The following is a 26,417-nucleotide window of genomic DNA, read 5'->3' on the forward strand; positions in this document are numbered from 1 at the left end:
TCGCGTATGGGCAACCCGCTTCTCGGGCTCGTCTTCCACTGGCTGGGCGGGCTGTCCTCGGCCAGCTTCTACGTGCCCTACAAGGGCGTGCGGAAGTGGTCGTGGGAGATCTTCTGGCTGACCGGCGGCATCGTCAGCTGGCTGATCGCGCCGTGGCTGTTCGCCAGCCTGCAGACAAAGGACCTGCTGGCCGTGCTGGCGGCGACGCCGCGCGACACCCTGTTCTGGTGCTGGCTGTTCGGGGCCCTGTGGGGCCTGGGCGGACTGACCTTCGGCCTGACGATGCGGTATCTGGGCCTGTCGCTCGGCATGGCCGTGGCGCTGGGCCTGACGACGGCCTTCGGTACGCTGGTTCCGCCGCTGTTCGACGGGACTTTCGCCGACAAGCTGCTGGTCAACACCAGCGGCCGGGTGATCCTGGCCGGCGTCGTCGTCACCCTGCTGGGCATCGTGCTGGTGGCCCTGGCCGGCAAGGCCAAGGAGGCCGAGCTTTCGCACGAGGCCAAGACCGCCGCCGTCGGCGAGTTCGACCTCAGGAAGGGCCTGGCGGTCGCCGTGTTCTCCGGGATCATGAGCGCCTGTTTCGCCTTCGGCCTGGCCGCCGGCGAGCCGATCCGCAAGCTGTCGCTGGAGCACGGCACGGGCGTGCTGTGGCAAGGCCTGCCGGTGCTGTGCGTGGTGCTGCTGGGCGGCCTCTCGACCAACCTCGTCTGGTGCGGCGGGCTGATCCTCAAGAACCGCAGCGCCGGCGAGTGGTTGGGCCGGGGAGGGGGGCAGGGCGCCCCGCTGGCCCTCAACTTCGGCCTCTGCGCCCTCGGCGGCCTGGCCTGGTACCTGCAGTTCTTCTTCTACACGATGGGCGAGAGCCAGATGGGCCGGTTCGGCTTCTCCAGCTGGACCCTGCACATGGCCAGCATCATCATCTTCTCGACCCTGTGGGGCTTCGCCCTGAAGGAGTGGGCGGCGGCCAGCAAAAAGACGCGCGGCCTGGTGATCGCCGGCATCGCCGTGCTGGTGGCCTCGACCGTCGTCATCGGTATCGGCAACGCGCTGGCGGCGTAGGATGACCCGATGACCGACAGCGCCCAGAAGCTCTCCCAGACCCTGCATCGCGGCCTCGACATCCTCGAGGCCGTGGCCGCCGGCTGCGCCAGTCCCGCGCAGATCGCCGAGCGGCTGTCGCTGAGCCGCAGCACGACCTACCGGCTAGCCGCGCTGCTGGCAGAACGCGGTCATTTGAACGTCGGCGGCCACGGCTACAAGCTTGGACCGCGGATGTTCGCCCTGGGCGCCAGCGCCGCGCGCGCCGTCGATCTGCCCAGGCTCGCCCAGCCGATCCTGGAGGGCCTGACCCGCGACACCGGCGACGCGGCCAATCTGGGCGTGCGCGACGGCGACGAGGTGATCTACGTCGCCCAGTCGCCAGGCACGCGCCGGCTGGTCGTCCGCCACGGTGTCGGCGCGCGCAACCGGCTGCGCCAGACGGCCATGGGCCAGGCGCTGATGCTAGACAGCGACGACGAAGCCGACGAAGCGCCAGAATGGACCGCCGTCATGCGCCAGGCGCGCGCTCGCGGCCTGGGCTTTCACCGCGACGAATTCGGCGACGCCATCGTCTGCATCGCCGCGCCCGTGCGCGACGCCGCCGGCGCGATCGTCGCCGCCATCAGCCTGTCGACCATCCCGCAGTATCTCGACGACGAACGCCTGGAGCGCCTGAGAGGCCAGGTGCGAGAGGCAGGCCAGGCTCTGAGCCGCAGGATCGGTGGGGAATAGGAATTTAGTCCTAGATACACACCGCCGCGGACGCATCAATGTACATCGCCTAAGGAATATTATCAGAAATAATATCCCAAGCCGAGCCGCACGCTCTTTGGCTCAGCCCAGCGCCGCCACCACGGCCTCCAGTTCGCCCTTCACCGCGATCTTGCGTGCGGCGCTGACGACGAAACAGACGCTGGCGACCTGCGGATGCGGCACGACGCTGGTGACCCGCGCCGGATTGATCCAGACATGGTCGAAGTCCAGCGACGCCGCCGCCAGCCGTCGCAGATCGGCGTCGAGCCGCGCCGCGGCCTCGTCGGCGGTATGCAGCGCCAACACGCTCCTGGGCGCGTCGTAACGGATTTCGCAGTCAGCCGCCGGCGTCTGCGGCTCCGGCACGATGCAGAACACGTCGGTGGAATTGACCGCCACCGGTCCTTGCGGAGTGTTCATGATCACCAGCGGCATCGATCCCTCTCCAACTCCAAGCGCGCGATAGTCGCAAACCTCGCGACTGCAAGTCCAGGACGCGATTGCATCCGGCAAACACGGCGACGCATTGACAGATCCGCTCGGCGCACCGACCATCTCATTAATTAGAACAAAGTTCCAAATTACGGGAGTTGGCGTTGAATCCGCTTTTGGGCGTCCTTTTCCATTGGCTGGGCGGTTTGGCCTCGGCCAGTTTCTACGTGCCCTATCGCGGCGTTCGACGCTGGTCCTGGGAGATCTACTGGCTGACCGGCGGCGTGTTCTCCTGGCTGCTGGCGCCCTGGTTCTTCGCTTCCTTGCAAACGCACGATCTCCTCGGCGTCATGGCCCAGGTTCCGTCGAACGTGGTCGGCCTCTGCGTGCTGTTCGGCGTGCTGTGGGGCTTCGGCGGCCTGACCTATGGGCTGACCATGCGGTATCTGGGCCTTTCGTTGGGCATGGCCGTGGTCCTGGGCCTGTGCACCGTGTTCGGCACCCTGATCCCGCCGCTGGTGCGCGGCACCTTCGCCGACGCCCTGCTGGCCACCACCTCGGGCCGGATCATCCTGCTGGGCCTGCTGATGACCCTGGCCGGCATCATCGTAGTGGCCTGGGCCGGGGCCAAGAAGGACGGCGACCTGTCGCCGGATGAAAAGCGCGCGGCCGTGGCCGAGTTCGACTTCCGCAAGGGCATCGCCGTGGCGGTGTTCTCGGGCGTCATGTCGGCCTGCTTCGCCTTCGGCCTGGCGGCCGGCGAGCCGATCAAGGCGATCTCGGCGGCGGCCGGCACCGGCCCGCTGTGGACCGGCCTGCCGGTGCTGTGCCTGGTGATGTTCGGCGGCCTGATCACCAACGGCGTCTGGTGCGCCTTCCTGATCGTCAGAAACCGCAGCGCCGGCCAATGGATCGGCCGCGCGCCCGACGCCAAGGAAGCGGCCGATCGGCCGCCGCTGCTGGCCAACTACCTGCTCAGCGCCCTGGCCGGCACGGCCTGGTACTTCCAGTTCTTCTTCTACACCATGGGCGAAAGCCAGATGGGCAAGTTCGGCTTCTCCAGCTGGACCCTGCACATGGCCAGCATCATCATCTTCGGCACGCTGTGGGGCTTCGCCTTCAAGGAATGGAAGGACGCCCGTCCCGCCGTGCGCAACATGGTCTGGGCCGGCGTCGCCCTGCTGGTCGGCGCCACGGTGGTGATCGGCTACGGCAACATGCTGGGAGCCTGAAACCGCCATGCGCGCCCTGCCCCGTCGCCGCCTGCGCAAACTCCTGACGGCGACGGCGGCGCTGGCCCTGCTGGCCGCGCCGGTCGTCGCCCTCGCCCAGGACGGCCTCGAGCCGACGGGCCGCTGGACGGCCCGAAAACCTGGCGCAGCAGCCAAACCGCCGATGGGCTGGAACGCCTGGAACGCTTTCCGCACCGAGGTCGACGAAGCCAAGGTCATGGGCTCGGCCCAGGCCCTGGTCGACACCGGCCTGGCCAGGCTGGGCTATGTGCAGGTCAATCTCGACGACGGCTGGTGGCTGAGGCGCCGGCAGAGCGACGGCCGTCTGGAGATCCGCACGGCGATCTTTCCCAGCGCCGAGGTTCCCGGCGGCGACTCCAGCTTCAAGCCGTTCGTCGATCGCCTGCACGGCATGGGCCTGAAGGCCGGCATCTATACCGACATCGGCGCTAACGCCTGCTCGCAGGCCTGGGACCTCAAATCGCCCAACCTGCCGGTCGGCTCGACGGCCGAGCGCGAGGTCGGGCTGGAGGGCCATGTCGATCAGGACATCGATCTCTTCTTCGGAACCTGGGGCTTCGACTACGTGAAGGTCGACGCCTGTGGCCTGGCCGACTACGCGCCCGGCGCGCCGGTCGTGAGCCGCAATGACTATCGGCCGCGCGAGCCGCTGATCGTTCGCCGCGAACCGGCCAAGGACGCCTCGGCCCAGATCGAGGCGATGTACCGCCAGGTCGCCGGCGCCATGGACCGCCACGGCGCCGACGGCGAGCGCGTGCTGTCGATCTGCACCTGGGGCCGCGGCGACGTGCGCGCCTGGGGCGGCGAGGTCGGCGCCCTGTGGCGCACCAGTCCCGACATCAGCCCGCGCTGGAGTTCGATGCTGCGCTCGTTCGACAGCGTGGCGACGCGCTCGCTCTACGCCCGCCCAGGGGCCTGGAACGACCCGGACATGCTCTACATCGGCGCCGGCGACTTCGACGAAAACCACCTGACCGAGGCCCGCAGCCACTTTGCGCTGTGGGCCATGACCGCCGCCCCGCTGCTGATCGGCTACGACCTGCGCCAGGCGCCGAAAGCGCTGCTCGACATCTGGGGCGCCGCCGACCTCGTGGCCGTGAACCAGGACCCGCTGGGCGACCAGGCCGTGCTGGTCCACCACGAGGGCGAGGCGCAGATCCTGCTCAAGACGCTGAGCGGCGGGCGCAAGGCCGTGGCGCTGTTCAACCGTGGCGACCAGCCGGCGAAGATCACGCTGACGAACGAACTGCTGAAGCTGGCCGCCGATGCGCCCGTCACCCTGCGCGACCTCTGGACCGGCAAGGACGCGCCGGGCTTCACCGGCCAAGCCGGCTTCGACCTGGCGCCGCGCGAGACCAAGGTGTTCGAGGTCAGGGGCGCGCCGCTGATCGCCGACGGCGTGCTGCTGTCGGAGATCCCCGCCCGCATCCATGTGGCGCGGGAGCCCTCGTGGCCGCCGCCGGCCGACGGCTTCGACGGACCGGTCGGACCGGCCGGCCACACCGGCGGCGCCCAGGCAGACTTCTCGCCCTATCGCACGCCGCTGGCGGCGGGCGGGCGCCGCTTCGCCCACGGGATCGGCGTGCTGGCCAATTCGCGCCTGGAAGTCCTGGCCGCGGGCGAGTTTCGACGCTTCTTCGCCAGTGTCGGCGTCGACGACGCCTCGAAGACGTCCGGGGCGAGCGTGCGCCTGGCCGTCTATGGCGACGGCCGGCTGCTGGCGCGTAGCAAGCCGATGCGGGCCGGCGATACGCCGGTGGCGCTGAGTGCGTCGATCAAGGGCGTGAAGGTGGTCGAGCTGGTGGCCGTCTCCAGCGACGCGGCCGCGCCGCCGGCGGTCGTCTGGGGCGGCGCGCGGATGACGCATTGAGACGCCGCGAGCCGCCCGAACCGCCTTTCTGGCGATCCGGCCGATCGGCTACAATCGGCGGTTAGGTGACTCGTTTTCGTCCATGGGGGGCGGCGTCTCGCCCGAGATGATCGCAATCCATGGCCGCGCCCGAGCAGGATCTTCTTCGCACCCGCAACGCGCTGCTGACGGGCAAGCCCGCCGTGGCCCTGCACACGGCCAAGGCCGCCGTCGCCAAGGCGCCGGGCACGGCCGAGCCGCTCTACTGGCTGGCCTCGGCCCAGGCGGCCAACGGCGATCCCGCCGCCGCCCAGACCCTGAACGACGCCCGCCTGACCCACGGCCTTGCGGTCATCCGCGCTATCGGCGGCGACGCCAGGCGGCTGACGACCGACGGCGAATACGCGTTGCAGACCGGCCACCGCCTCTACAACGCCAACTATCCGGCCTGCGCCTCCGTCGCCTTCGGCCTGGCGGTCATCGCCGGCCGGGACGAGCCGCAGTCGCTGGTGTCGCTGGGGCTGGCCTTCCTGCACCAGGGCCGCGCCGAGGAGGCCAACAACATCTTCCGCGCGCTTTCTGAAGCCATGCCGACCAGCGCGCCGGCCCAGCAGTTCGAGCTCTACAGCCTGTTCATGGTCCAGGACGGGGTGGCGCGGCACGCCCAGGCCGCCAGAGCCTGGGCCGAGCGCTTCGAGACGCCCGTGCTGACGCCAGCCCAGCCCCCTGCCCCGCTGGCCGGCCGCCGGCTGCGCGTCGGCTATGTGGCGCCGGTGTTCTCCAGCGGCCAGATCCGCCAGTTCATGGCCCCGCTGCTCGACCACCACGACACCGAGCGGTTCGAGATCTTCCTCTATCCGAACGACGCCGACGACACGACGGACTGGGCCGCCAGGCCGACCGTGCGCCCGATCGGCGCGCTAAAGGACGACGAAGCCGTCGCCCTGATCCGCCAGGACCAGATCGACGTGCTGATCGACGCCTGGGGCCACACCTCCGGCTCGCGACTGGGGATCTTCGCCCGCCGGGCGGCGCCGGTGCAGGCCACCTGGCTGAACTATCAGCAGACCACGGGCCTGCGCGCGATGGACTTCGCCATCCACTCGCAGTCCATCCTGACGCCCGGCATGGAGACGCTGTTCACCGAGACCGTCTGGCCGGTGGAGCCGATCTCGGCCCCGTTCCGCGCCGATCCGGCGACGCCCTCCCCCGCCCCCAGCCTGGCCAGCGGAAGCGTCACCTTCGGCAGCTTCATCAATCCGTCGAAGCTGAGCGACGAGGCGGTCGCCGGCTGGTCGCGGCTGCTGCTCGCCGTCGCGGGCTCGCGGCTGCTGCTCAAGTACCGCTATTTCGAGGATCCGGTGCTGGCGCGGGCGACGACGGCGCGCTTCGCCGCCCATGGCGTGGACCCCGAGCGGCTGGTCTACGAGGGCCACGCGCAGGGCGACGACTACGAGCAGGCCTTCGCCAGGATCGACCTGTCGCTTGACCCCTCCCCCTGCCCCGGCGGCACCACCACCCTGGAAGCCCTCGCCCGCGGCGTGCCGGTGATCACCCTGCGCGGACCGACCTTCTACAGCCGCATCGGCGTTCAACTCGTCGAGGGCGCGGGCCTGCCCGACCTGGTGGCTGACAACTGGGACGACTACGTCGCCAAGGCCGCCGCGGCGGCGGCAGATCCGGCCAGCCTGCAGGCCCTGCGCGACCGCACCTGGGAAGGCTTCGCCAAGGCCTCGTTCCGCGACGAGGCGCTGGTCACCCGGACGCTGGAGGAGGCCTATCTCGGGATGTTCGCGGCGAAGTGGCCGGAGCAGGCCTAGCCGCCCGATAGATCCCTCTCTCTTTGAGAGAGGGAGGGGCCCGCGCCGCAGGCGTGGGAGGGTGAGAGGTAACAAACTCTCAGAACGAGGCGCAGCGCTCCGTTGTGCGAGGTTCTGATGTTTATATGCTTATTTATCAGATAGTTACCGGCACATAATCACGCGTCAGGATTTACCTGCCGGCGGTGAAACCTCTCACCCTCCCATCGCTTCGCGATGGGCCCCTCCCTCTCTCTAAGAGAGAGGGTTTTTCATCGCAGACAGCCGCTCATGCAGGAGCCGCAGGCGCTCCTCGGAACGCGCGAAGGCCCGCTGGGGCTTTTCCAGGTCGTAGGCGGGGCTGACGCGTTCGCAGATCTGGCGGTCCTCTTCGAAGATCCGGCGGTTCATCTCGGCGCTGGAGTCGAGGAAGGCCTCGACCGCCCGTTCGGCGCCGGGGCGCACGCGGCCGTCGAGCAGGCGGGTGCAGAAGTGCGTCCGCCGACCCTCCCGGGCCGGGAAATAGGTCTGCACGGCGTAGGAATAGCCGAAGGTCGACGAGATCATCGCGAACGGAAAGACGTAGATCGTCCAGTAGCCCTGATAGGCCTCGGCGGCGTCGAAGTAGCGCCCCAGGGCCGAGAGGCCGCGCAGGGTGCGCTTGTCGGTGACCTCGCCCTCCCAGGTCAGGTTGGGGCCGTCGACGACCAGGCTCTTCTCGACCATGGCCAGGCTGGCCAGGGTTTCGCCGTGGATCAGATTGACGTGGTAGGTCTCCAGCGCGTTCTCGACCGCCACCCGCCAGTCGCATTCGAACGGCAGGGCGTGGAAGTCGCGCCGCGCGGTGATCAGCCTCGACACCGTCTCCAGTTGCGCCGCGGCGCCGCCAAGCTGGTCGGCCAGGTCCTGCTCCGGCTCGACGCCGACGAACAGGAAGTCGCCGCACCAGGCGGTGCGATAACGGCCGATGGTCTGGGCGGCCAGGACGTCCGGATCAAAGCTCTTGGCCAGGGCCGGCTTCAGGGCGCCGCCGCCGTAGCGCCAGCCGTGATAGGGGCACAGCATCGGTCCGACGCCATGGTCGCCGACGAAGAAGCGCGCGCCGCGATGCGGGCAGACATTGTCGAAAGCCCCGATCTCGCCGTCGTCGTTGAACACCAAGAGGTCGCCGAACGCCCAGTCCAGGCGCAGCCAGGCGCCCGGCTCGGCGACTTCCGAGCGGTGGGCGACCAGGTGCCAGTAGCGGCGGTAGAGCGCGTCGACCTGAGGCGTCATCAGAGCTTTCGGGCTGGAGCCGCGTAGTAGGTGCCGCCCGCGACAGTGTCGCGGACGATCACCGCGCCGGCCCCGATCGTGCCGCCCGCACCGACGGTCACGCCCGGCAGCACGCGCGCGCCGGAGCCGAAGAACACCCCCTCGCCCACCTTCACGCGCCCGGTCAGGTCGACATGGCAGCTGAGGGTCGAACCGGCGCCCAGCACCACGTCGTGGCCGACGCCGGAATGGCCGTTGATGGTGACGAGGTCTTCCACCTTGCTGTCGGACGAAACGTTGGCGAACGGCCCCACCAGCACGCCCTCGCCCAGCCTGGCCGAGGCGGTGACGAAGGCCCGGTCGTGAACCAGGGTGGCGAACCTGCCGCCGGCGGCGCGCAGGGCCTTGCCGACCGCCGTCTTGCCGGCCGGCGTGCCGATGCCCATGACCAGCTGGACGCCGGCGGCCGGAACGTGGCCGGCGATCTTGCCCAGGTACGGCAGGTCGCGGCCGAAGGCGGCCATCGGCGCGTCGCCGTCGTCGAGATAGCCGACGAAACGGTCGCCGCTCTTGGCGAACTGCGGGCCGAACCAGTCGAGAATTTCCCGGGCGAGCGCGCCGCCCCCGACCATCACGTAGTCCATCTCGCGTTTCCTCCGTGTAGCCCTGTCAGGCGGCCTTGTAGCCGCCGTCCACGTCCCAGATCGCGCCGGTGACCCAGGCCGCGGCCGGGGTCAGCAGGAAAGCGGCGACGGCCGCCACGTCCTGCGGCCGGCCAAAGCCCAGCAGGTGGCGGGCGCGATAGGCCTCGATCCCGTCGCCGGTCAGGCCGCGGGTGATCCGCTCGTGCATCTCGGTCTCGACCGCGCCGGCCGCCAGGCCGTTGACGCGGATGCGACGCGGCGCGAGCTCGCAGGCCAGCGACCGCACGAGGCCTTCCACGGCGGCCTTCGAGGCGGCGTAGGCGGTCATGCCCGCGCGACCACGCTCGGCGGCGACCGAGCTGACCACCACGATCGAGCCCTCGTCCTTCATGACCTTGGCCTTGGCGGCGGCGCGAGCGACGGCGAAGGCGCTGCCGAACGATGCGCCCATCACCTCGTCGAGCTTGGCGTCCTTGGTCATGCGGATCGGCAGGACCATCTCGATCCCGGCGGCGTGGAAGATCCCGTCCAGCCCGCCGGCCTCGATGGCCGCCTTGGCCACCGCGTCGGTGGCGGCGTCGCCTTCGGAAAGGTCCTGGATCAGGGAGACGTGGCCTTCGCCGGCGAGGCTGGCCAGGGTCTGGTCGAGCCGCTCGGCGTCGCGACCGGCGGCGATCACCCGCGCGCCGACGGCGGCCACGGCCTGCGCCGTCGCCCGACCCAGGCCCGACGAGGCGCCGGTCACGAGGATGGTCTTTCCGGCCAGGGCTTCGGGATGCAGGCTCACAGGTACAGCGTCTCCGCGCAGTCGAGAGGGCCGAAGCGGCCGGCGACCGCGCCCCAGGAATAGCCGACGCCGAACCCGGCCAGGACCAGGGTCGCGGCCTGGCTCGACAGCTGCTCGGCCAAGGCGTCGGTCAGCAGCAGCGGCAGGGTCGCCGAGCTGGTGTTGCCGAACTTGCCGATGTTGATCGGCAGGCGTTCGGGCGGGGCCTTCGCCTTCTTGCCGATATGGCGCAGCATGAACTGGTTGGCCTGGTGCAGCAGGTGGAAGTCGACGTCCTCGGCCGTCAGTCCGGCGTCGGCGCGCACGGCCTCGATCAGGGCCGGAACCGCGCGCAGGGTGAAGGCGAAGACGGCGTTGCCGTCCATCTTCAGGGTCGGAGAGATGCTGCTGGCGGGACCGCAGGGCGAGCGGAAGCCGCCGTCCTGCACGATCAGATCGGTCGCGCCGGTCCCGTCGGTGCCCAGGCGGAAATGCAGCGGCGCGGCGGCGGCGTCGCGCTCCAGGGCCGTGGCCGAGCCGGCGTCGCCGAACAGCACGGCGGTGGCGCGGTCGTCGGGGTCGAGCAGCGGGCTGATCGTGTCGCCGGCCAGCAGCAGCACGCGCTTCAGGCCGGCTTGCAGCAGGCACGACGCCAGCCACAGGCCGTAGACGTATCCCGAGCAGCCCATGCCGACGTCGAAGGCCTGGGCGTGCGGCGAAAGACCAAGCTTGCCGTGCAACAGGCAGGCGCTGGCCGGCAGGGCGTGGTCGGGGGTCTGGGAGACGAAGATCACCCCGTCGATCGAGGCGCGGTCCCAGGCCAGGCGCTCGATCAGCCGCTCGGCGGCGGCCTGGCAGAGATCGGCCGTGGTCTGGCCCGGCTCGACCCAGTAGCGGGTCTGGACGCCGGTCATTTTGGCGACGTCGGCCACGGCGGCCTCGCCCAGACGGTCCTCGAACGCCTGGTTCTCCAGCCGCCTGGCGGGCACGGTCGAGACCACGCCCGCCAGGCGGACGCCTTCGATCCGATAGCCGCCGGGCGCGGGCTGCATCAGGCGGTTTCCTTGGCGACCAGCGCCTCGATGTCGGCCACGGTCTCGCACTTGGCCAGGGCCTGACCGTCGACCAGCACGCCATGGATTTCGTCGACCAGGGCCAGGGTCGAGATGATCGCCAGCGAGTCCCAGTTGAAGGCGGCCAGCTCGGCCGCCGGCGAGATCTCGGACTCGTCGACCTCGAAGATCTCGGCCAGTCCGGCGTAAAGGGCGCTCATCTTGGTCTCCTCAAATGACGACGCTGGCGGCGGCCCACGACAGGCCCACGCCGAAGCCCACCAGCATCGCTCGTCTGGGGCCCCGTCTAGGGGCGCCCGCGCTCTGCAACAATGGGGCGAGGGCCAACGGAATGGTCGACGACACGGTGTTGCCCACCTCGCGCATGTCGATGACGAAGCGCTCGGGCTCGATGGCCAGCTTGCGGCGCAGGCGCTCCAGGATGAAGCCGTTGGCCTGGTGGAAGACGAAGAGGTCGTGCTCCTCCATCGTCCGCCCCGTGCGTTGCAGCAGGCCGTCCACGGCTTTGGGCACGTGGCCGAGGGTGAAGGCCATCACCGCCGGACCGTCCATCCGCAGCACCATGTCGCCGCCGGCCGAGGGCTCGCGGAAGCCGCCGCGTCGCACCATCAGGTGCTCGCCGCCCTTGCCGTCGGTGCCGAACACCACCGGGTCGATCAGCGGCGCGTCGGCCTCGACCGCCTCGACCAGGGTGGCGGCGGCGCCGTCGCCGAACAGGGTGCGCACGCTCTGGTCGTCGGGATCCAGCAGCTTGGAATAGGTGTCGGCGGTGACCAGCAGCACGCGCCGGGCCTGGCCGCTCTCGATCAGGGCCTTGGCGAGGCTGAGGCCATAGACAAAACCTGAACAGCCGAGGTTGAAGTCCAGGGCCCCGGCGCTGGTCGGCAGCCCAAGACGCGCCTGCAACAGGCAGGCGCCCGTCGGCAGCACGTAGTCGGGCGTCTGGGTGCACAGCAGCAGGAAGTCGATCTCGCCCGGATCGAGGCCTTCCTTCGCCAGCAGGGCCCGCGCCGCGCCCTCGGCGAGGTCGAGCGCGGTCTCTCCGTCCGCCGCGATGCGACGCTCGGCTATGCCTGTCTTTTCGAGGATCTTGTCGGCGCTCCAGTCGGGGAAGCGTGCGGCCAAGGCGTCGTTGGTCAGGCGGCCTTCGGGCAGGTGACCTGCGATCGCCTTGATCCTGGCGGTCAACATATACGCCTCGCGGCCGCGGAATGAATCATTGCAGAACAATGTCGAGCGCAATCTAAGCGCGTCGTTGGCCCAAGGGCCAGCCGTTTGATTTGCGGGAAACCTTCAATGTCGGCGCAAGACGTGTTCCCTCGGGCGATGGAGCTGCTCCTGGCCGGCGACGCCGTCGGCGCCGAGGCGCTGCTGGGTCCGCTGGCCGCCCGGAACGGCGACGACGTCCAGGTCCACTACTTCCACGCCGCGGCGCTGAGCGCGATGGGCGAGGAAGCCCGCGCCCGAGCGGCCTTCGAGACCGCGTGGATGAACCACGCCTTCACGGTGATGGGCGAGAACGACATCGCGCTGGACCGGGTCGCCCGCGACGCCGCCTTCGCCCTCGACGTCGGCCGGTTGTTCTACGCCGAGGACTATGTCGGGGTCGCCGCCGCGGCCTGCGGCTGCGCGCTGAACGATCCCACGGTGGCGGCCAACGAGGGCCTGTTCGTCTACGGCCAGTCGCTGCACCACGCCGGCCGCATCGAGGCGGCGCTGGCGGCCTTCGACAAGGCGGTGGGCCTGACCGGGGCGTCCTATCTCTCGGGCTTCGTGCTCTATTCGCTGATGTTCGCCAAGGACGGCCTGCAGCGCCAGGCCGACACCGCCCGCCGCTGGGGCGAGGTGATGCGGAAGGTCAGGCCCGCCGCCCCGACCTTCCCGCCCGCCTGGGACGGCGCGCGCAAGCTGCGCGTCGGCTATGTGGCGCCCAGCTTCGCCAACCAGCTGCGCCACTTCGTCGACCTGGTGTTCGAGAACCACGACCCCGAGCGCTTCGAGGTCTTCGCCTATGTCGATCACGCCGAGAAAGAAGTCCTGCCCGGCCACGTCACGGTGCGGTCCTGCAAGGCCCTGACCTACGACGCCCACGCCGACCTGATCCGCGCCGACGCGATCGACGTGCTGGTCGACGTCTGGGGCCATGCGTCGGGCAACCGCCTGGCGGTGTTCGCCCGCCGGCCGGCGCCGGTGCAGGTCGCCTGGCTGAACTGGATCCAGACCACGGGTCTGGAGGCCATGGACTATTCCATGCTCGGCTCGCACATGCTGACCGCAGACGCCCCGCCGCTGTTCGTCGAGACGCTGCACGACATCGGCCCGATCCTGGCCGCCTTCCGGCCGACGCCGACGGCGACCCCCTCGCCTTCCCCGGCGATCGAGACCGGCCATCTGACCTTCGGCAGCTTCAACCACCCGGCCAAGATCAGCGACGAGACCGTCGCCGGCTGGGCAGTTCTCCTGCACGCCTGCCCGACGGCTGAGCTGCTGTTCAAGTACAGCTACTTCGTCGATCCGGTGCTGCAGACCACGATCCAGTGCCGGTTCCTGGCTCACGGGATCGCGCCCCAGCGCATCCAGTTCGAGGGCAAGACGACCGGCGAGGAATACGAGCAGGCCTTCACGCAGATCGACTTCGCGCTGGACCCCAGTCCCGTCGGTGGCGGCACCACGACCATGGAGGCCGTCTCGCGCGGCGTGCCGGTGCTGGCGATCCGAGGCCGCGACTACTACAGCCGCGTCGCCGTCGAGGCGCTGAGCGCCATGGGACTGGAAGAGCTGCTGTTCGACGACTGGAACGCCATGGCCGCCTTCGCCGCGCGTCTGGACCAGGACCACGAGGCCCTGGCCGCCCTGCGCGCCAGGATCCGGCCGGCTCTGGACGCCTCGCCCTATCGCGACGAGACGGGCTTCACCCAGCGGATGGAGGCGGCGTTCGAGGCGATGGCGAGCAAGGTTTAACGCTCACCATTTCCTCGTCATCCCAGCCGCAGCGCAGCGGAGAGCCGGGACCCAGGGGAGTGGGCGCAGCAGCCAGCTTCATCAGCCCAGGGCGGTAGCGAGCGCTATGCGGCCGCCCCTGGGTCCCGGGTCTGCGGTCCGCTGCGCGGCCCTCCGCCCGGGATGACGAGGCAAAGGAAAGCCCTACGCCTCGTTGACGCTATTCGCCTTCACCTTCGCCGCACCGGCCTCGTCCAGATCATTCCGCGTCGCCGTCAGGCTCAGCGGCCCCTTCAGCGTGGCGTTGACCGCGTCGATGCCGGTGTCCTTGCGGCTCGGCTTGCGGGCGATCAGGTAGCGCAGCGACAGGCGCTCGTGGTCGGCGGCGTCGGGCTGGGTGCCGTGCAGGGTGCAGGCGTGCCACATGGCCGCGTAGCCGGCCGGGCCGACCAGCAGGTGCTGCGGGCAGTGCACCTGCCCGCCCTTGCGATCGCTGTAGGTCCAGCCGCTCTCGTCCTTGGTCAGGTCGTGCGGAAACAGCGTGCCGCCCAGGGTCTGGCTGTTCTCCAGCAGGAACAGCGGCGCGTCGCGCTCGCCCACGTCGTGCAGATAGACATAGAGGGTGATGAAGTCGGCTTCCCGGTCCTTGTAGTCGATCAGGTCCTGGTGGAAGTCGATGCCGTAGAAATAGGTCACGTCCCGGTACTGCGGCTTCACATAGGGGCCCAGGTTGTTGACCGGGTTGCCGTGGATCCGCGTCTTCAGCCACTGCGGCACGGCCGAGGCCGGCACGCCGCAGATCAGCTTCTTGAGCAGGATCTCGTAGTCGTCGCCCAGCAGGCCGGCCACCGCGCCGGTCAGACCGGCGTCCTTCTCGACGAAGGCCAGCTCCTCGTCGAAGCGCTCCAGCAGGTTGCGGCCAGGGGCCGGATTGACGCCGACATACTGCGGGTTGGCGTCGAACTCTTCCTCGCTGAGGAACAGCTCCTCGCCGAAACTGCGCAGATCACGGATGCGCGCGAGCAGCCGGCCCGCCGCATCGGCGTCCAGTCCGCCGGGAAGCACGTGATAGCCGCGCTCGATCAGATCCCGCACCGGGCCGGGCGACATGGCCGACATCGAAAGCTTCTCCATGACCGCCGAACACGACGGCGACGGATGAGATGAATACCGCTTCAAGGCGACGAGGCAATCCGTCGCAACCCGTACACGGCGACGGTTAGCGTCCGTTAACCATGTGGCGCGCAGGCTACGTACCGCATTCGGGGATTCTCAATGGCCAAGACCGCCCGCAATCCGCGCGCCGACATCATTTCGCCAATCGCGGTCGCGAAACCTCGCCTGCCCCTGGCCGACGCTATTCTTCCCTATCTTCGCCGCATCGACACCGCGCGCTGGTACTCGAACTTCGGCCCGCTGGTGCAGGAGCTGGAAGAGCGTCTGGCCCATCGATTCGGCCCCTCCGCCCTTGCCGTCACCTGCAGCAACGCCACCCAGGGCCTGACCCTGACCCTCAAGGCCCTCGGCGCGACGCCGGGAACGCTGTGCGCCATGCCGTCCTGGACCTTCGTGGCCACGGCGCACGCGGCCGTGCAGGCCGGGCTGATGCCCTGGTTTCTCGACGCCGACCACGACAGCTGGATGCTGACGCCGCAGACGCTGGAAGCGGCCCTGCCCCGCGCGCCCGGCCCGGTCAGCGCCGTGATCATCGTCGCCCCGTTCGGCCGCATGCCCGACGTCGCCGCCTGGCTCGATTTCCAGGACCGCACCGGCGTGAAAGTGATCCTCGACGCGGCCGCCGCCTTCGACGCCGCCGGCGATGCTCGCTTGCCCACCGTCGTCAGCCTGCACGCCACCAAGGTTCTGGGCATGGGCGAAGGCGGCTACGTCGCCACCCTCGATCCGGCCCTGGCCAGCCGCCTGCGTCGCCTGACGGGCTTCGGCTTCGAAGGCACGCGCCTGTCGCAGCACGCCGCGACCAACGCCAAGATCAGCGAATACGCCGCGGCCGTGGGCCTGGCCGCCCTAGACGCCTGGCCGGGCGACCGGCTGCGCTGGTTCACCGCCGCCCAAGCCCTGCGCCAGGCGCTGTACGGATCCGACATCAGCTTCCAACCCGGCTGGGGCCGCGACTGGACGACCAGCGTCTGCGTGGTCGCCACCCCAGAAGGCGCGGCGCCGCGCCTGATCGCCGCCTTGAAGGCCGCCGACATCGACACCCGCCAGTGGTGGGGCGACGGCTGCCACGCCTCGCCCGCCTTCGCCGAGTGCCCGCGCACCGACCTGCCCAACACCGAGCGCCTGGCGCGCTCGACCCTGGGCCTGCCGTTCTACATGGACCTCGACGCGGCGGACGCCGCGCGGATCGCCGACATCCTCAAGACGGCTGGCTGAGCCGCCAGTCGGCGCCGGTCGCGGCGAACAGCCGGATCGCGTCGGCCAGCCGGCGCCCTTCGGCGCGGGCGCGGGTCGAACGCGCGCCGTTCAGCGCCCGCTGGGCGTCGATCACCTCCAGCATCGTGCCGCCGCCGCGATCAACGGCCAGGCGCGCCAGTCGCAGGCGTTCGCTAGCCTGGGCCTCGACGCGGTCCTGCGCCGCCAGGCTGGCCTCGTCGGCCGATAGGGCCGCCAGCGCGTCGGCCACCTGACCGAAGGCGCTCAGCACCGTCTGCTGGTAGCGGGCCGAGGCGACGCGGGCGGCCGCCCTCGCCTGCTCGCGGCGCGCCTTCAGGGTGCCGCCGTCGAACAGCGGCGCCGTCAGGCCCGCGCCCACGTCCCAGCCGCTGGCGTCGTAGCTGAAGATGTCCTTCGGCTTCAGCGCGCCCTGGGTCAGCGAGGCGCTGAGCTTGAGGTTCGGATAGAGGTCGGCCGTCGCCACGCCGATATCGGCGGTGGCGGCGTGCAGCTCGGCCTCGGCCGCCAGGATGTCTGGGCGCTTGCGCACCAGGGCCGACGGCAGAACCACCGGCACCGGCGCCGACAGCTTCAGGGTGTCGAGCGTGAAGGCCGGCGCCGTCCAATCGGCCGGGGCCTTGCCGACCAGCAGCGCTAGGGCGTGGCGGGCGGCCGCCAGCTCGCCTTGCAGCGGCGGCAGCTGCGCGCGGTCCTGCTCGAGCTGGGCCTGGGCCGAGACGCCGGCCAGGCGGGTCGCCCCGCCCAGGGCGTCCGCGCGGCGCACCAGAGCGATGTTGGCCTCGTCGTCGGCGATCATCTGTTCGACGCTGGCGATCTGGGCCTGGAGCGTGGCGATGGTCGCCGCCTGCAGGGCGATATTGGCCGTCAGGCTGAGATAGGCCGCCTCGGCGCGCCGGCCTTGCGCCTCGGCGCGAGCCGTCGCGCCCTCGATCCGGCGCTTCTGGCCGCCCCAGAGGTCGAGGTCGTAGCCGACGCCCGCTCCCACGGAATAGAGGCTGAAGGTCGGGTTGCTCAGCGTGATGTCGCCGAAGCTGGTGAAGCCGAAGGCCTGGAGATTGGCGCGTTCGCGGTCGATCCCGGCGTTGGCGCTGACCTGCGGCCCGGCCTGGCCGCGCGCGGCGGCGAGCGCTGAACGCGCCTGGGCCAGGGTGGCGTCGGCCTCGACCAGCGAGGGGTTGTCGGCCAGGGCCTGGCGGATCACCGCGTCGAGCTCGGGCGAGCCCAGCGCCGTCCACCACGGACCGACGCCAGCTTGGTCCAGCGTGGCGGCGGCGGCCGGAGAGGCCTCGTCCTTGGCCAGGTAGCCGGCCGTCTTCGGAGCTTCTGGCGCCTGGAAGTTCGGACCGACGGTGGTGCAGGCCGAGGCGAGCGCGGCGAGGCTGATCGCGCCGGCGAGGGCGGCCAGGCGGGAGGTCTTAGTGGTCGGCGACATGAACGGTCTCGCCCCCTTTGGCTTTCGGGGTTCGCATGAGCAGGATGAGCGGTGAGCAGGCCACGGTGATGACCAGCATCAGGCGGAAGTCGTCGAGATAGGCCAGCATCGAGGCCTGGCGGTTGATGACGCCGTTGAACGCCGCCATGGCGTTCTGGCTCAGGAACACGCTCTTGGCGTAGGCTTGGTAGAGCGGATTGTCGGGCCGGGCGTGCTCGACCAGCACGGCGTGGTGCTTCTCGATGCCACTGACGAACAGGGCCTGCATGATCGAGATGCCGGCCGCCGAGCCGATGTTGCGCACCAGGGTGAACAGGCCCGCGCCCTCGGCCCGCAGCTCCGGCTTCACCGTGGCGAAGGCGATGGTGCTGAGCGGCACGAAGATCAGGCCCGTCCCCGCCCCCGACAGGAAGCCGGAGATGATGATCAGATGGGTGTCCATGCCCAGGCTGAAATGGCTCATCTGCCACAGCGACACGATGCTGATGGCCATGCCGATCGCCAGGATCAGCTTGATGTTCATGCGCCCGACCAGTTGGCCGACGGCGAACATGGCGATGAACGAGCCCAGGCCCCGGGGCATCGAGACGAGGCCCGTGAAGGCCACCGGATAGCCCAGCAGGGTCTGCATCATCGGCGGCAGCAGGGCCAGGGTGCTGTAGAGCAGTATGCCGATGAAGAAGCCGAAGAAGCAGCAGGTCATGAAGTTGGCATCGGCCAGCAGGGCGCGCGAGACGAACGGCTTCTGCGCCGTCGCCAGCTGCACGGCGAACACCCACAGCGAGATCCCGCAGACGATCAGGTAGGTCCAGATCTCGGCCGAGCCCAGCCAGTCCTGGCCGGGTCCGCGGTCGAGCATCAGCTGGAAGGCGCCGATGGCGATGGCCAGGCTGGCGAAGCCCAGGATGTCGAAGCGTTTCTTCTCGGTTCCCTTCTTCTCGGACAGGAAGAAGAACACCCCGCAGAAGGCCAGCACCCCGACCGGCAGGTTGATGAAGAACACCCAGCGCCAGTCGAGATTGTCGGTCAGCCAGCCGCCCAGGGCCGGGCCGAGGATCGGCCCCAGCACCGCGCCGGCGCCCCAGACGGCCATGGCCTGGCCGTGGCGCTCGGGCGGGTTGATGTCGAGCAGCACCGCCTGCGACAGCGGGATCAGCGCCGCGCCGAACAGGCCCTGCAGCAGCCGGAACAGCACGATCTCGACGAGGCTGTTGGCCACGCCGCACAGCATCGAGGCGATGGTGAAGCCGACGATGCAGACGTTCAGCACCATCTTGCGGCCCAGGCGCTCGGTCATGAAGCCGGTCAGCGGCGTCATGATCGTGGCGGCCACGATGTAGGAGGTCAGCACCCAGGTGATCTGGTCGGCCGAGGCCGAGACGCTGCCCTGGATGTGCGGCAGGGCGACGTTGGCGATCGTCGTGTCCAGCGAGATCATGATCGTCGCCAGCATCACCGAGACGGTGATGGGGCCGCGGTTGGCGACGTCGCGATCGTGGCCGGAAAGGGCCCGCGCGGCGTTCATCCCTGGCGGCCCGAGCGGACGTCCACCGTCGCCTTGGCGCTGAGGCCCGCGCCCAGATTGCCCGGGACGGCCTCGTCGAGGATCAGGCGCACGGGCACGCGCTGCACCACCTTGACCCAGTTGCCGCTGGCGTTCTCGGCCGGCAGCAGGGCGAAGCTGGAGCCGGTGCCGGGGCTGAAGCTGGCCACATGGGCCTTCAGCGGATGGTCGTAGGCGTCGACCTTGATGCTGGCCGGCTGGCCGACGCGCATGTGGGCCAGCTGGTCTTCCTTGAAGTTGGCCTCGACCCAGGGCTTGCCCGAGATCAGCCAGAACACCGGCTGCGAGGCCGTGACGCGGGCGCCGACCTGCAGCTGCTCGACCTTGGCCACCACGCCGTCCGCCGGGGCGACCACGGCCGCGTAGGAGCGATCAAGCTTGGCGCGCTCGAGGCGGGCCTGGGCTTCCAGCACCTTGGGCTGGCGCTCGGTCGGGGCGTCGGGCGAGCCGCCCAGGTCCGCCAGGGCCGTGGCGATCTGCTGGCGGACGACGCCGATCTGGCGCTGGGCCTGGTCGGCGGCGTGGCGGGCCTCGTCGGCCTGGGCCTGGGTGGAGACGCCGGCGGCGGCCAGGTCGCGCTGGCGGGCGGCCTCGCGCTTGGCGTAGGAGGCGGTCTCTTCGGCCGCGGCCATGTCGGCCAGCCGCTGGCCGTAGACGGCGCGGCGGGCCTGGACGTCGTAGCGGGCCTGGGCCAGGGCCGCCTCGGCCTCCGACACGGCGACCTGGTAGTCGGCCGGATCCAGGCGGAACAGCACCTGGCCCTTCTTAACCGTCTGGTTCTCGCCGACCTCAATGCCGACCACGCGACCGTCGACGCTGGCGCTGATGGCCGTGCGGCTGGACTGGATATAGGCGTTGTCGGTGGTCTCGGACTTGCCGCCGGTCAGCACCACGACGCCCACGCCGGCCAGCACGACCAGCGGAACGCCGATCATCAGCGGCAGGCGCAGCCGCTGGCCCAGGGTCTTGCCTGGCGCCTTGCCTTGCGTTGGGCCTTGCCGCTTGCGGGCCGCATCGGCCTCGGCTTCGGCGATGGCGTCATAACCTTCAGCGTCGCTCACGCGCTGCTCCACGTCTCTTCGAGTTTTCGGGAATCGCTAGGTCCGTTCGATCGCGAACCTTGAGCGGGCAGATAGGACTCCACCCATCATGAGTGAAATGATATCTCTTCACGTCAGCCATGAACGCCGTGAATTTCAGAACCGCCGACCTCAATCTCTTCCGGGTTTTCGTGACCCTGCTGGAGGAGAACAACGCCACCCGCGCCGGTGAGCGCCTGGGGCTTTCGCAGTCGGCCGTGAGCCACGCCCTGCGCCGCCTGCGCGAGATGGTCGGCGACGACCTCTTCGTGCGCGGCCAGACCGGCCTGCGCCCCACGCCGCGCGCGCTGGAGATCGCCGAAACCGCCCGCACGGCCCTAAAGCTGCTGGAGACGGCGGTCCTGGCCCCGCGCTTCGACCCGGCCGTCGACCAGCACGCCTTCAACGTCGCGGCCGGCACCTACATCACCTACGTGCTGGGTCCGCTGATCGCCGAGCGGGTGATGGCGGTGGCGCCCAACGTCCAGGTCCACTTTCGCAACCTCTACGCCGGCATGACCGAGGACCTCGACACCGGCCGGCTCGACATGGTCATCGGCTGTTTCGAGGCCGTGCCCGGCCGCTTCACCCACACCCGGCTGTTCGACGAGAGCGGCGTCTGGGTGGCGCGGATCGGCCACCCGGCGATCGCCCAGGGACTGGACCACGCCGCCCTCGCCCGCCTGCCGCGGCTGGGCGTGACCGGCGGCAACGACGATCCCGATCGCACCTCGGCGGGGCACCTCGGCCTGCGCCGGGTGACCTCCTGGGGCGAGCGCTACGGCCTGGGCGAAAGCCCCGATCCGTCGTTCTCGGTGCAGGACTCGTTCAGCGCCCTGAACATGGTCAGCCGGTCCGACATGATCTGCATCCTGCCCCGCCGCCTGGCCCAGACCGCCGCCGAACGCGGCAAGGTGGTGATGATCGAGCCGCCCAACGCCCCGCCGCCGACGCCGTTCGGCGCGGTGATGCGGGCCAGCGACGGCCCAGACTCGCCCAACGGCTGGCTGCTGGAGCTCTGCCGCGAGGCCGGCGCCCTGCTCTAGCGCCTAGGCAGGCTTCTCGACCGGCGTCACCGGCGGCCTGATCAGCTACCCCTGAGATATTTCGAAATACAATTGCGAGTGATTTGCAATCCCACCCTCCCCTCGCTATAGCCTGCCGGACGCCGACACCATCGGCGTCCGGATTATCTGGCGCCGCCCTCCCATCGCGTGATCGCAAGCGGCGCAACGAAGGGGTGGCCCATGTTCCTGAAGACCACGCTGCTGGCGAGCGGCGCTTTCCTGGCGCTCGCCGGGCCCGCTCTCGCGCAGACGACGACCGACGACACCGACGTCGAGGGCGTGGTCGTCACCGGCGCCTACACCGTCAACAGCCGTATCGACACCGCGACGGGCCTGGGCCTGACCCTGCGCGAGACGCCGCAGTCGGTCACCGTGATCACCGCCCAGCGCATCCTCGACCAGAACCTGTCGACGATCGCCGATGTCGTGCGCAACACTGCCGGCGTCTCGATGGTCGAGGTCGACGACGTGCGCAACGTGTTCAACGCCCGCGGCTTCGAGATCAAGAACTACCAGATCGACGGCGTGCCGCTGGCGTGGAGCCTGGCCGGCGATAGCGGCGAAACCGTCGCCGACGTGTCGATCTACGACCGCATCGAGATCGTTCGCGGCGCCACCGGCCTGCTGACCGGCGCGGGCGATCCCTCGGGCTCGGTCAATCTGGTGCGCAAGCACGCCGACTCCCGCGAGTTCAAGGGTCTGCTCACCGCCACCGTCGGCAGCTGGGACCGTCACCGGATCGAGGCCGACGTGTCGGACGCGATCAAGGACGGCAGGATCCGCGGCCGCCTCGTCGCCAAGTACGAACAGGGCGACACCTATTTCGACCGCCAGACCACCGAGAAGCACGTGCTCTACGGCGTGGTCGAGGCCGACCTGACCGATTCCACGCTGCTGCGCGTCGGCGCCAGCCAACAGGTCACCACGACGAACGCGTCCTTCTGGGGCTCGCTGCCCAGCTTCTACACCGACGGCACGCGCACCCACCTGCCGATCTCGACCAACACGTCCGCCAACTGGTCGTACTGGGACACGACCAACACCAATTATTTCGCCAACCTGACGCACACCTTCGCCAACGACTGGACGCTGTCGTTCAACTATAACCGGATGATCAACGAGCAGGATTCCCAGCTGCTCTATCTGTATGGGGCGATCGACCGCACCACCGGCGTCGGCCTGGCGACCTGGCCCTACAAGAGCAAGGGCGAGACCACCCAGGACAGCTTCGACATCCAGTTGCACGGCGACTACTCGCTGTTCGGCCGCGAGCACGACTTCACCGTCGGCGCCCTGCGCAGCGTCCAGAAGTCGGACGTGGTCTACTACCAGGCCAGCGGCGCCAACGCCTTCCTGCCGGCCACCAGCATCTACAGCTGGGACGGCAACTTCCCGAAGCCGACCTTCGCCACGACGCCGACCCAGTACACCGACAACGAGACCGAGCAGAGCGGCTTCTTCGCCGCCACGCGCCTGAACGTCACCGACGCCTTCAAGGTCATCGGCGGGGCGCGCCTCTCGGCCTGGAAGCGCAGCGGCCTCAACGGCGGCACGCAAGAGAACTACTCGTCGAACAACGTCTTCATCCCCTATGTCGGGGTGCTCTACGACCTGACCCCGACGCACCGCGCCTACGCCAGCTACACCGAGATCTTCCAGCCGCAGAACGTGCGCGGCGGCAGCGGCTCTGTGCTCGATCCGGTTACCGGCAAGGCCTACGAAATCGGCCTCAAGAGCGCCTTCTTCGGTGACGTGCTGCAATCGACCATCGCGGTCTTCAAGATCCAGCAGGACGGCCTGGGCCAGTCGACGGGCATTCCTTTCGCCGACAACCCGACCGAAGAAATCTATATCGCGACCGACGGTGCCGAGAGCAACGGCTTCGAGCTGGAGCTGCTGGGCCGTCTCACGCCCAACTGGAAAATCAGCGCCAACTACGCCCAGTTCCAGGTCGAGGACGCCACCGGCGCCAAGGTCAACACCGACCAGCCGCGCAAGAGCTTCACGATGTTCACGACCTACGAGTTCAACGGCGCGCTTGACGGCCTGACCGTTGGCGGCGGCGTCAACTGGCGCGACACCATCTACTCGGTCACCGGCTCGGCCCGGATCGAGCAGGAGGCCTTCGCTCTGGTGAACCTGATGGCCCGCTACGAGATCAACGAGAACCTGTCGGTGCAGGCCAACGTCGATAACCTGTTCGACGAGACCTACTACAGCCAGATCAGCTATTTCAGCCAGTACCGCTACGGCGCGCCGCGCAACTACACGGTCGCCCTGAAGTACGCGTTCTGATTACTGGGAGGCGGATCACGCCTCCCGCCTGATCCAGTCGAAGAAGCCGTCGGGTTAGCCCCGGCGGCTTTTTTCGTGTCCGCGATGTCGGCAAGGGGAGGCGGCCGGCGTCCTTGGCCAGCGGCGCCGCGGCCGCCGGAGACGCCAGGATGCCCGACGCCATTCTCTGCTATCAGATGCAGGACGACGCTGGTGCAGCGGGCTGCGCATCTGTTTTGGGAGCAGAGGGTCGCCGGTCCGACCAGCGTTGTGGAGCTCGATGATGACCGATCCCGACTGGATCGACGCCGCCCTCGTCTCGGCCCGTCCTCGGGCCATGGCCGCCCTGCTGCGCTATTTCCGCGACCTCGATACGGCCGAAGAAGCCTATCAGGACGCCTGCCTGCAGGCACTGAAGTCCTGGCCGGAGAAAGGCCCGCCGCGCGATCCGACCGCCTGGCTGATCCTGGTCGGGCGCAACAGCGGCGTCGACGCCGCCCGCCGCCGGGGCCGCCAGACCGCCCTGCCCTCCGACGAGGTGCTGACCGACCTCCAGGCCGGCCTCGACGACGCCGAGGCGGCCGCGGCCGAGCGGATCGACGGCGCCGACTGGCGCGACGACATTCTGCGGCTGCTGTTCGTCTGCTGCCATCCCGACCTGCCGGCCACCCAGCAGATCGCGCTCGCCTTGCGCATCGTCTCGGGCCTGTCGGTGCGCCAGATCGCCCGCGCCTTCCTGGTCGGCGAGGCGGCCATGGAACAACGGATCACCCGCGCCAAGGCCCGCATCGCCAAGGGCGACGTCCCGTTCGAAGCCCCCAGCCTGACCGAGCGCGCCGAGCGGCTGCTGGTGGTCATGGCCATGGTCTATCTGGTGTTCAACGAAGGTTATTCGGCCGGTGGGGCCGAGGCCGACGCCCGGCGGCCGCTGTGCGACGAGGCCATCCGCCTCTCACGCCTGCTGCTGGTCCTGTTTCCAGACGAGGCCGAGGTCATGGGGCTGACGGCGCTGATACTGCTGCAGCACGCCCGCTCGCCCGCCCGGCTCGACGCCGATGGCCTCGTGGTGCTGCTCGAGAACCAGGACCGGTCGCTGTGGAACCGTGCGATGATCGACGAGGGCCTGGCCCTGCTCGACCAGGCCATGCTGCGCCGGGATCCCGGCCCCCATCAGGCGCAGGCCGCCATCGCCGCCCTGCACGCCCGCGCCGAACGCCCCGAGGACACCGACTGGGCCCAGATCGACCTGCTGTACGCGGTGCTGGAGCGCATGACCCCCTCGCCCGTCGTCACCCTCAATCGCGCCGTCGCCGTCTCCAAGGTCGCCGGACCAGAAGCCGCCCTGGCGATGATCGCGCCGCTGGCGGAGCGGCTCTCCGGCTACTTCCACTTCCACGGCCTGCACGGCGCCCTGAACCAGCAGCTGGGCCGCGACGACGAGGCCCGCGAGGCCTTCGGCCGCGCCATCGCCCTGGCCGGCGGCGCGGCCGAGGCGGTCTACATCCGCCAGCAGCTCGATCTGCTTCAGGCCGGAGCGGAGAAAAATCGCGCGCCCGTGTCGGAAGCCTGACGGTTCGAACGTCCTCGTCGCGAACGGCCCGGCAAGGGCCTCGCCTTCAAGGGAGTTTCCGATGCTGAAGATCATCGCCGCCGTCGTCATACTGGGCCTGGCCGCCCTGCTGATCGCCGCCGCCCTGCGTCCGCCGACCTTCCGCGTCGAGCGCTCGATCCTGGTCAATGCCCCGCCCGAGGCCGTGCTGGCCCAGGTCTCAGACTTTAAGGCCTGGCGCGGCTGGTCGCCCTACGAGACCCTCGACGCCGACCTGCAACGCACTTACGCCGGTTCAGATCGCGGCGTCGGCGCGACCTATGCCTGGGCCGGGAAAAAGGCCGGGACCGGCCGCATGCGTATCGACGAGGCTGCGAGCCACCAGGTGCGCATCGCGCTCGACTTCGAAAAACCCTTCAAGGCCAGCAACACCGCCCTCTTCACCGCCGTTCCCGAAGGCGACGTCACCCGCGTGACCTGGTCGATGTCGGGCCCCGCGCCGTTCGTCTCGCGGCTGATGGGCCTGGTGTTCAACATGGACAAGATGATCGGCCGCGATTTCGAGACGGGTCTGTTCAATCTCAAGACCGTGGTCGAGCGTTCATAATCCGTCGTCGCCCCAAACCCGTCGCCCGAGGAGTCCGACATGGCCCGTTTCCTCCTGCTGAAGTTCGAACCCTCTTCAGAGCCGCGGGTTTTCCTGGGCGACCAGGAGGCGAGCCATCCGGCGGCCCACAAGGGCGGCAAGGAAGGTGGCGAGGCCTCGGCCGGCGGCCGCGCCGCCGATCGTTCGGCTTCCGCCAGGAAAGCTGCGGCCACCCGCAAGCGAAACGCCGGGCAGCACGCGCATCACTGAGCCGCGCGGCTGAAAGCTCTCTTAGAAAAACTGACGCGCTCGAATCCATACTAATCCAGTAGTGATTTCTCAGCGCCGTCTTCCTCCCCTTTGGCGGCGCCGAGCGGAGCGCCGCCCCGCCAGGACTTCACGGACGGCTCCCGTGTCCTGGTCCCGTCCTTCGGGGGAAGGACTGGGGCGGCGCTCACTCTTGCACTCGCTCTCTCCCTTCCTCTTGCGCTTTGGCGCACGGCGGCCCACCTGAGCCCGCATAGGCCCCGCGAAGATTGACTTTGCGGCGATTGCGCCTATTTATCCCCACCTTCGGAGCAGGTCTGGCGAATCCGCGCCGCCCGCTCGCCCAAGCACGGGCGGCTCCGAGTTCAGACCAGCGT

Annotated in this window: 23 protein-coding genes and 1 pseudogene; 13 read left to right on the forward strand and 11 right to left on the reverse strand. The window is 69.5% G+C overall.

Features of this window, described 5'->3' with window-relative positions:
• The first annotated feature begins 6 nt into the window (after positions 1-6).
• Positions 7-1,062 (forward strand): L-rhamnose/proton symporter RhaT, encoded by a 1,056-nt coding sequence (gene rhaT / locus AC2YHT_RS09285; protein ID WP_487289350.1) that lies wholly within the window; start codon positions 7-9, stop codon positions 1,060-1,062.
• 9 nt (positions 1,063-1,071) lie between these two features.
• Positions 1,072-1,776, forward strand: a complete 705-nt coding sequence (locus AC2YHT_RS09290) for an IclR family transcriptional regulator (RefSeq protein ID WP_487289351.1) — start codon at positions 1,072-1,074, stop codon at positions 1,774-1,776.
• Between the two features lie 102 nt (positions 1,777-1,878).
• On the opposite strand, the gene AC2YHT_RS09295 is transcribed toward AC2YHT_RS09290, so the two are convergent.
• Positions 1,879-2,232, reverse strand: coding sequence for a hypothetical protein (locus AC2YHT_RS09295; RefSeq protein WP_487289353.1), 354 nt, complete (start codon positions 2,230-2,232; stop codon positions 1,879-1,881).
• Positions 2,233-2,393: 161 nt separating this feature from the next.
• Between AC2YHT_RS09295 and rhaT (AC2YHT_RS09300) the strand changes: the two genes are divergently transcribed.
• The 3 genes from rhaT (AC2YHT_RS09300) (at position 2,394) to AC2YHT_RS09310 (ending at position 7,151) form a co-directional block, all read left to right on the forward strand.
• Positions 2,394-3,461, forward strand: coding sequence for an L-rhamnose/proton symporter RhaT (gene rhaT / locus AC2YHT_RS09300; RefSeq protein WP_487289354.1), 1,068 nt, complete (start codon positions 2,394-2,396; stop codon positions 3,459-3,461).
• Positions 3,462-3,468: 7 nt separating this feature from the next.
• On the forward strand, positions 3,469-5,352 hold the full coding sequence (locus AC2YHT_RS09305; protein ID WP_487289355.1) for an NPCBM/NEW2 domain-containing protein: 1,884 nt from the start codon (positions 3,469-3,471) through the stop codon (positions 5,350-5,352).
• A 119-nt stretch (positions 5,353-5,471) separates the two neighbouring features.
• The gene (locus tag AC2YHT_RS09310) at positions 5,472-7,151 is read left to right on the forward strand and encodes an O-linked N-acetylglucosamine transferase, SPINDLY family protein (protein ID WP_487289356.1); all 1,680 of its coding nucleotides are present in this window, start codon (positions 5,472-5,474) and stop codon (positions 7,149-7,151) included.
• A gap of 234 nt (positions 7,152-7,385) precedes the next feature.
• On the opposite strand, the gene AC2YHT_RS09315 is transcribed toward AC2YHT_RS09310, so the two are convergent.
• From AC2YHT_RS09315 to AC2YHT_RS09340, 6 genes are read right to left on the reverse strand one after another with little or no spacing between them, the layout of a single operon-like run.
• Positions 7,386-8,405 carry an aromatic ring-hydroxylating oxygenase subunit alpha gene (locus AC2YHT_RS09315; protein ID WP_487289357.1) on the reverse strand — a complete coding sequence of 340 codons (1,020 nt, stop codon included), beginning with the start codon at positions 8,403-8,405 and terminating at the stop codon, positions 7,386-7,388.
• Positions 8,405-9,028 (reverse strand): LbetaH domain-containing protein, encoded by a 624-nt coding sequence (locus AC2YHT_RS09320; RefSeq protein ID WP_487289359.1) that lies wholly within the window; start codon positions 9,026-9,028, stop codon positions 8,405-8,407. The genes AC2YHT_RS09315 and AC2YHT_RS09320 overlap by 1 nt, the downstream gene beginning before the upstream one ends.
• Before the next feature lie 25 nt (positions 9,029-9,053).
• A complete protein-coding gene (locus AC2YHT_RS09325; protein ID WP_487289360.1) occupies positions 9,054-9,815 on the reverse strand; it encodes an SDR family NAD(P)-dependent oxidoreductase in 762 nt (253 codons plus the stop codon).
• Positions 9,812-10,846 carry a 3-oxoacyl-ACP synthase III family protein gene (locus AC2YHT_RS09330; protein ID WP_487289361.1) on the reverse strand — a complete coding sequence of 345 codons (1,035 nt, stop codon included), beginning with the start codon at positions 10,844-10,846 and terminating at the stop codon, positions 9,812-9,814. The genes AC2YHT_RS09325 and AC2YHT_RS09330 overlap by 4 nt, the downstream gene beginning before the upstream one ends.
• Positions 10,846-11,067, reverse strand: a complete 222-nt coding sequence (locus AC2YHT_RS09335; RefSeq protein WP_487289362.1) for a phosphopantetheine-binding protein — start codon at positions 11,065-11,067, stop codon at positions 10,846-10,848. The genes AC2YHT_RS09330 and AC2YHT_RS09335 overlap by 1 nt, the downstream gene beginning before the upstream one ends.
• A gap of 10 nt (positions 11,068-11,077) precedes the next feature.
• Positions 11,078-12,058 carry a 3-oxoacyl-ACP synthase III family protein gene (locus AC2YHT_RS09340; protein ID WP_487289363.1) on the reverse strand — a complete coding sequence of 327 codons (981 nt, stop codon included), beginning with the start codon at positions 12,056-12,058 and terminating at the stop codon, positions 11,078-11,080.
• A gap of 105 nt (positions 12,059-12,163) precedes the next feature.
• Here AC2YHT_RS09340 and AC2YHT_RS09345 point away from each other — a divergent pair, with 105 nt between their 5' ends.
• Entirely contained in the window at positions 12,164-13,828 is a 1,665-nt protein-coding gene (locus tag AC2YHT_RS09345) for an O-linked N-acetylglucosamine transferase, SPINDLY family protein (protein WP_487289364.1), read from the forward strand.
• Positions 13,829-13,846: 18 nt separating this feature from the next.
• Positions 13,847-13,994, forward strand: a pseudogene (locus tag AC2YHT_RS09350) (hypothetical protein); the annotation flags it as partial.
• Between the two features lie 17 nt (positions 13,995-14,011).
• Here AC2YHT_RS09350 and AC2YHT_RS09355 read toward each other — a convergent pair.
• Positions 14,012-14,926, reverse strand: coding sequence for a phytanoyl-CoA dioxygenase family protein (locus AC2YHT_RS09355; protein WP_487289366.1), 915 nt, complete (start codon positions 14,924-14,926; stop codon positions 14,012-14,014).
• A 156-nt stretch (positions 14,927-15,082) separates the two neighbouring features.
• Here AC2YHT_RS09355 and AC2YHT_RS09360 point away from each other — a divergent pair, with 156 nt between their 5' ends.
• Positions 15,083-16,201, forward strand: a complete 1,119-nt coding sequence (locus AC2YHT_RS09360; RefSeq protein ID WP_487289367.1) for a DegT/DnrJ/EryC1/StrS family aminotransferase — start codon at positions 15,083-15,085, stop codon at positions 16,199-16,201.
• Here AC2YHT_RS09360 and AC2YHT_RS09365 read toward each other — a convergent pair.
• Genes AC2YHT_RS09365 through AC2YHT_RS09375 form a run of 3 tightly spaced genes read right to left on the reverse strand, consistent with a single transcriptional unit; the run spans position 16,185 to position 20,279 of the window.
• Entirely contained in the window at positions 16,185-17,654 is a 1,470-nt protein-coding gene (locus AC2YHT_RS09365) for an efflux transporter outer membrane subunit (RefSeq protein WP_487289369.1), read from the reverse strand. The genes AC2YHT_RS09360 and AC2YHT_RS09365 overlap by 17 nt on opposite strands.
• On the reverse strand, positions 17,638-19,179 hold the full coding sequence (locus AC2YHT_RS09370; RefSeq protein WP_487289370.1) for an MDR family MFS transporter: 1,542 nt from the start codon (positions 19,177-19,179) through the stop codon (positions 17,638-17,640). The genes AC2YHT_RS09365 and AC2YHT_RS09370 overlap by 17 nt, the downstream gene beginning before the upstream one ends.
• The gene (locus tag AC2YHT_RS09375) at positions 19,176-20,279 is read right to left on the reverse strand and encodes an HlyD family secretion protein (RefSeq protein WP_487289371.1); all 1,104 of its coding nucleotides are present in this window, start codon (positions 20,277-20,279) and stop codon (positions 19,176-19,178) included. The genes AC2YHT_RS09370 and AC2YHT_RS09375 overlap by 4 nt, the downstream gene beginning before the upstream one ends.
• 119 nt (positions 20,280-20,398) lie before the next feature.
• Between AC2YHT_RS09375 and AC2YHT_RS09380 the strand changes: the two genes are divergently transcribed.
• The 5 genes from AC2YHT_RS09380 (at position 20,399) to AC2YHT_RS09400 (ending at position 26,043) form a co-directional block, all read left to right on the forward strand.
• Entirely contained in the window at positions 20,399-21,343 is a 945-nt protein-coding gene (locus tag AC2YHT_RS09380; protein WP_487289372.1) for a LysR family transcriptional regulator, read from the forward strand.
• A 201-nt stretch (positions 21,344-21,544) separates the two neighbouring features.
• Positions 21,545-23,659, forward strand: a complete 2,115-nt coding sequence (locus AC2YHT_RS09385; RefSeq protein WP_487289374.1) for a TonB-dependent siderophore receptor — start codon at positions 21,545-21,547, stop codon at positions 23,657-23,659.
• Between the two features lie 262 nt (positions 23,660-23,921).
• Positions 23,922-25,208, forward strand: a complete 1,287-nt coding sequence (locus tag AC2YHT_RS09390) for an RNA polymerase sigma factor (RefSeq protein WP_487289375.1) — start codon at positions 23,922-23,924, stop codon at positions 25,206-25,208.
• Between the two features lie 61 nt (positions 25,209-25,269).
• Entirely contained in the window at positions 25,270-25,794 is a 525-nt protein-coding gene (locus AC2YHT_RS09395; RefSeq protein ID WP_487289377.1) for an SRPBCC family protein, read from the forward strand.
• Between the two features lie 39 nt (positions 25,795-25,833).
• Entirely contained in the window at positions 25,834-26,043 is a 210-nt protein-coding gene (locus AC2YHT_RS09400; RefSeq protein ID WP_487289378.1) for a hypothetical protein, read from the forward strand.
• Positions 26,044-26,417: the final 374 nt, after the last annotated feature.

The organism is Caulobacter sp. SRI_008 (assembly GCF_057586355.1).

Bases quoted from the DNA above. Each gene is read 5' to 3' on its own strand.
- rhaT (WP_487289350.1), top strand. From the start codon at position 7: ATGGGCAACCCGCTTCTCGGGCTCGTCTTCCACTGGCTGGGCGGGCTG.
- AC2YHT_RS09290 (WP_487289351.1), top strand. From the start codon at position 1,072: ATGACCGACAGCGCCCAGAAGCTCTCCCAGACCCTGCATCGCGGCCTC.
- AC2YHT_RS09295 (WP_487289353.1), bottom strand. From the start codon at position 2,232: ATGCCGCTGGTGATCATGAACACTCCGCAAGGACCGGTGGCGGTCAAT.
- AC2YHT_RS09305 (WP_487289355.1), top strand. From the start codon at position 3,469: ATGCGCGCCCTGCCCCGTCGCCGCCTGCGCAAACTCCTGACGGCGACG.
- AC2YHT_RS09310 (WP_487289356.1), top strand. From the start codon at position 5,472: ATGGCCGCGCCCGAGCAGGATCTTCTTCGCACCCGCAACGCGCTGCTG.
- AC2YHT_RS09315 (WP_487289357.1), bottom strand. From the start codon at position 8,405: ATGACGCCTCAGGTCGACGCGCTCTACCGCCGCTACTGGCACCTGGTC.
- AC2YHT_RS09320 (WP_487289359.1), bottom strand. From the start codon at position 9,028: ATGGACTACGTGATGGTCGGGGGCGGCGCGCTCGCCCGGGAAATTCTC.
- AC2YHT_RS09330 (WP_487289361.1), bottom strand. From the start codon at position 10,846: ATGCAGCCCGCGCCCGGCGGCTATCGGATCGAAGGCGTCCGCCTGGCG.
- AC2YHT_RS09335 (WP_487289362.1), bottom strand. From the start codon at position 11,067: ATGAGCGCCCTTTACGCCGGACTGGCCGAGATCTTCGAGGTCGACGAG.
- AC2YHT_RS09340 (WP_487289363.1), bottom strand. From the start codon at position 12,058: ATGTTGACCGCCAGGATCAAGGCGATCGCAGGTCACCTGCCCGAAGGC.
- AC2YHT_RS09345 (WP_487289364.1), top strand. From the start codon at position 12,164: ATGTCGGCGCAAGACGTGTTCCCTCGGGCGATGGAGCTGCTCCTGGCC.
- AC2YHT_RS09355 (WP_487289366.1), bottom strand. From the start codon at position 14,926: ATGTCGGCCATGTCGCCCGGCCCGGTGCGGGATCTGATCGAGCGCGGC.
- AC2YHT_RS09360 (WP_487289367.1), top strand. From the start codon at position 15,083: ATGGCCAAGACCGCCCGCAATCCGCGCGCCGACATCATTTCGCCAATC.
- AC2YHT_RS09365 (WP_487289369.1), bottom strand. From the start codon at position 17,654: ATGTCGCCGACCACTAAGACCTCCCGCCTGGCCGCCCTCGCCGGCGCG.
- AC2YHT_RS09370 (WP_487289370.1), bottom strand. From the start codon at position 19,179: ATGAACGCCGCGCGGGCCCTTTCCGGCCACGATCGCGACGTCGCCAAC.
- AC2YHT_RS09380 (WP_487289372.1), top strand. From the start codon at position 20,399: ATGAACGCCGTGAATTTCAGAACCGCCGACCTCAATCTCTTCCGGGTT.
- AC2YHT_RS09385 (WP_487289374.1), top strand. From the start codon at position 21,545: ATGTTCCTGAAGACCACGCTGCTGGCGAGCGGCGCTTTCCTGGCGCTC.
- AC2YHT_RS09390 (WP_487289375.1), top strand. From the start codon at position 23,922: ATGACCGATCCCGACTGGATCGACGCCGCCCTCGTCTCGGCCCGTCCT.
- AC2YHT_RS09395 (WP_487289377.1), top strand. From the start codon at position 25,270: ATGCTGAAGATCATCGCCGCCGTCGTCATACTGGGCCTGGCCGCCCTG.
- AC2YHT_RS09400 (WP_487289378.1), top strand. From the start codon at position 25,834: ATGGCCCGTTTCCTCCTGCTGAAGTTCGAACCCTCTTCAGAGCCGCGG.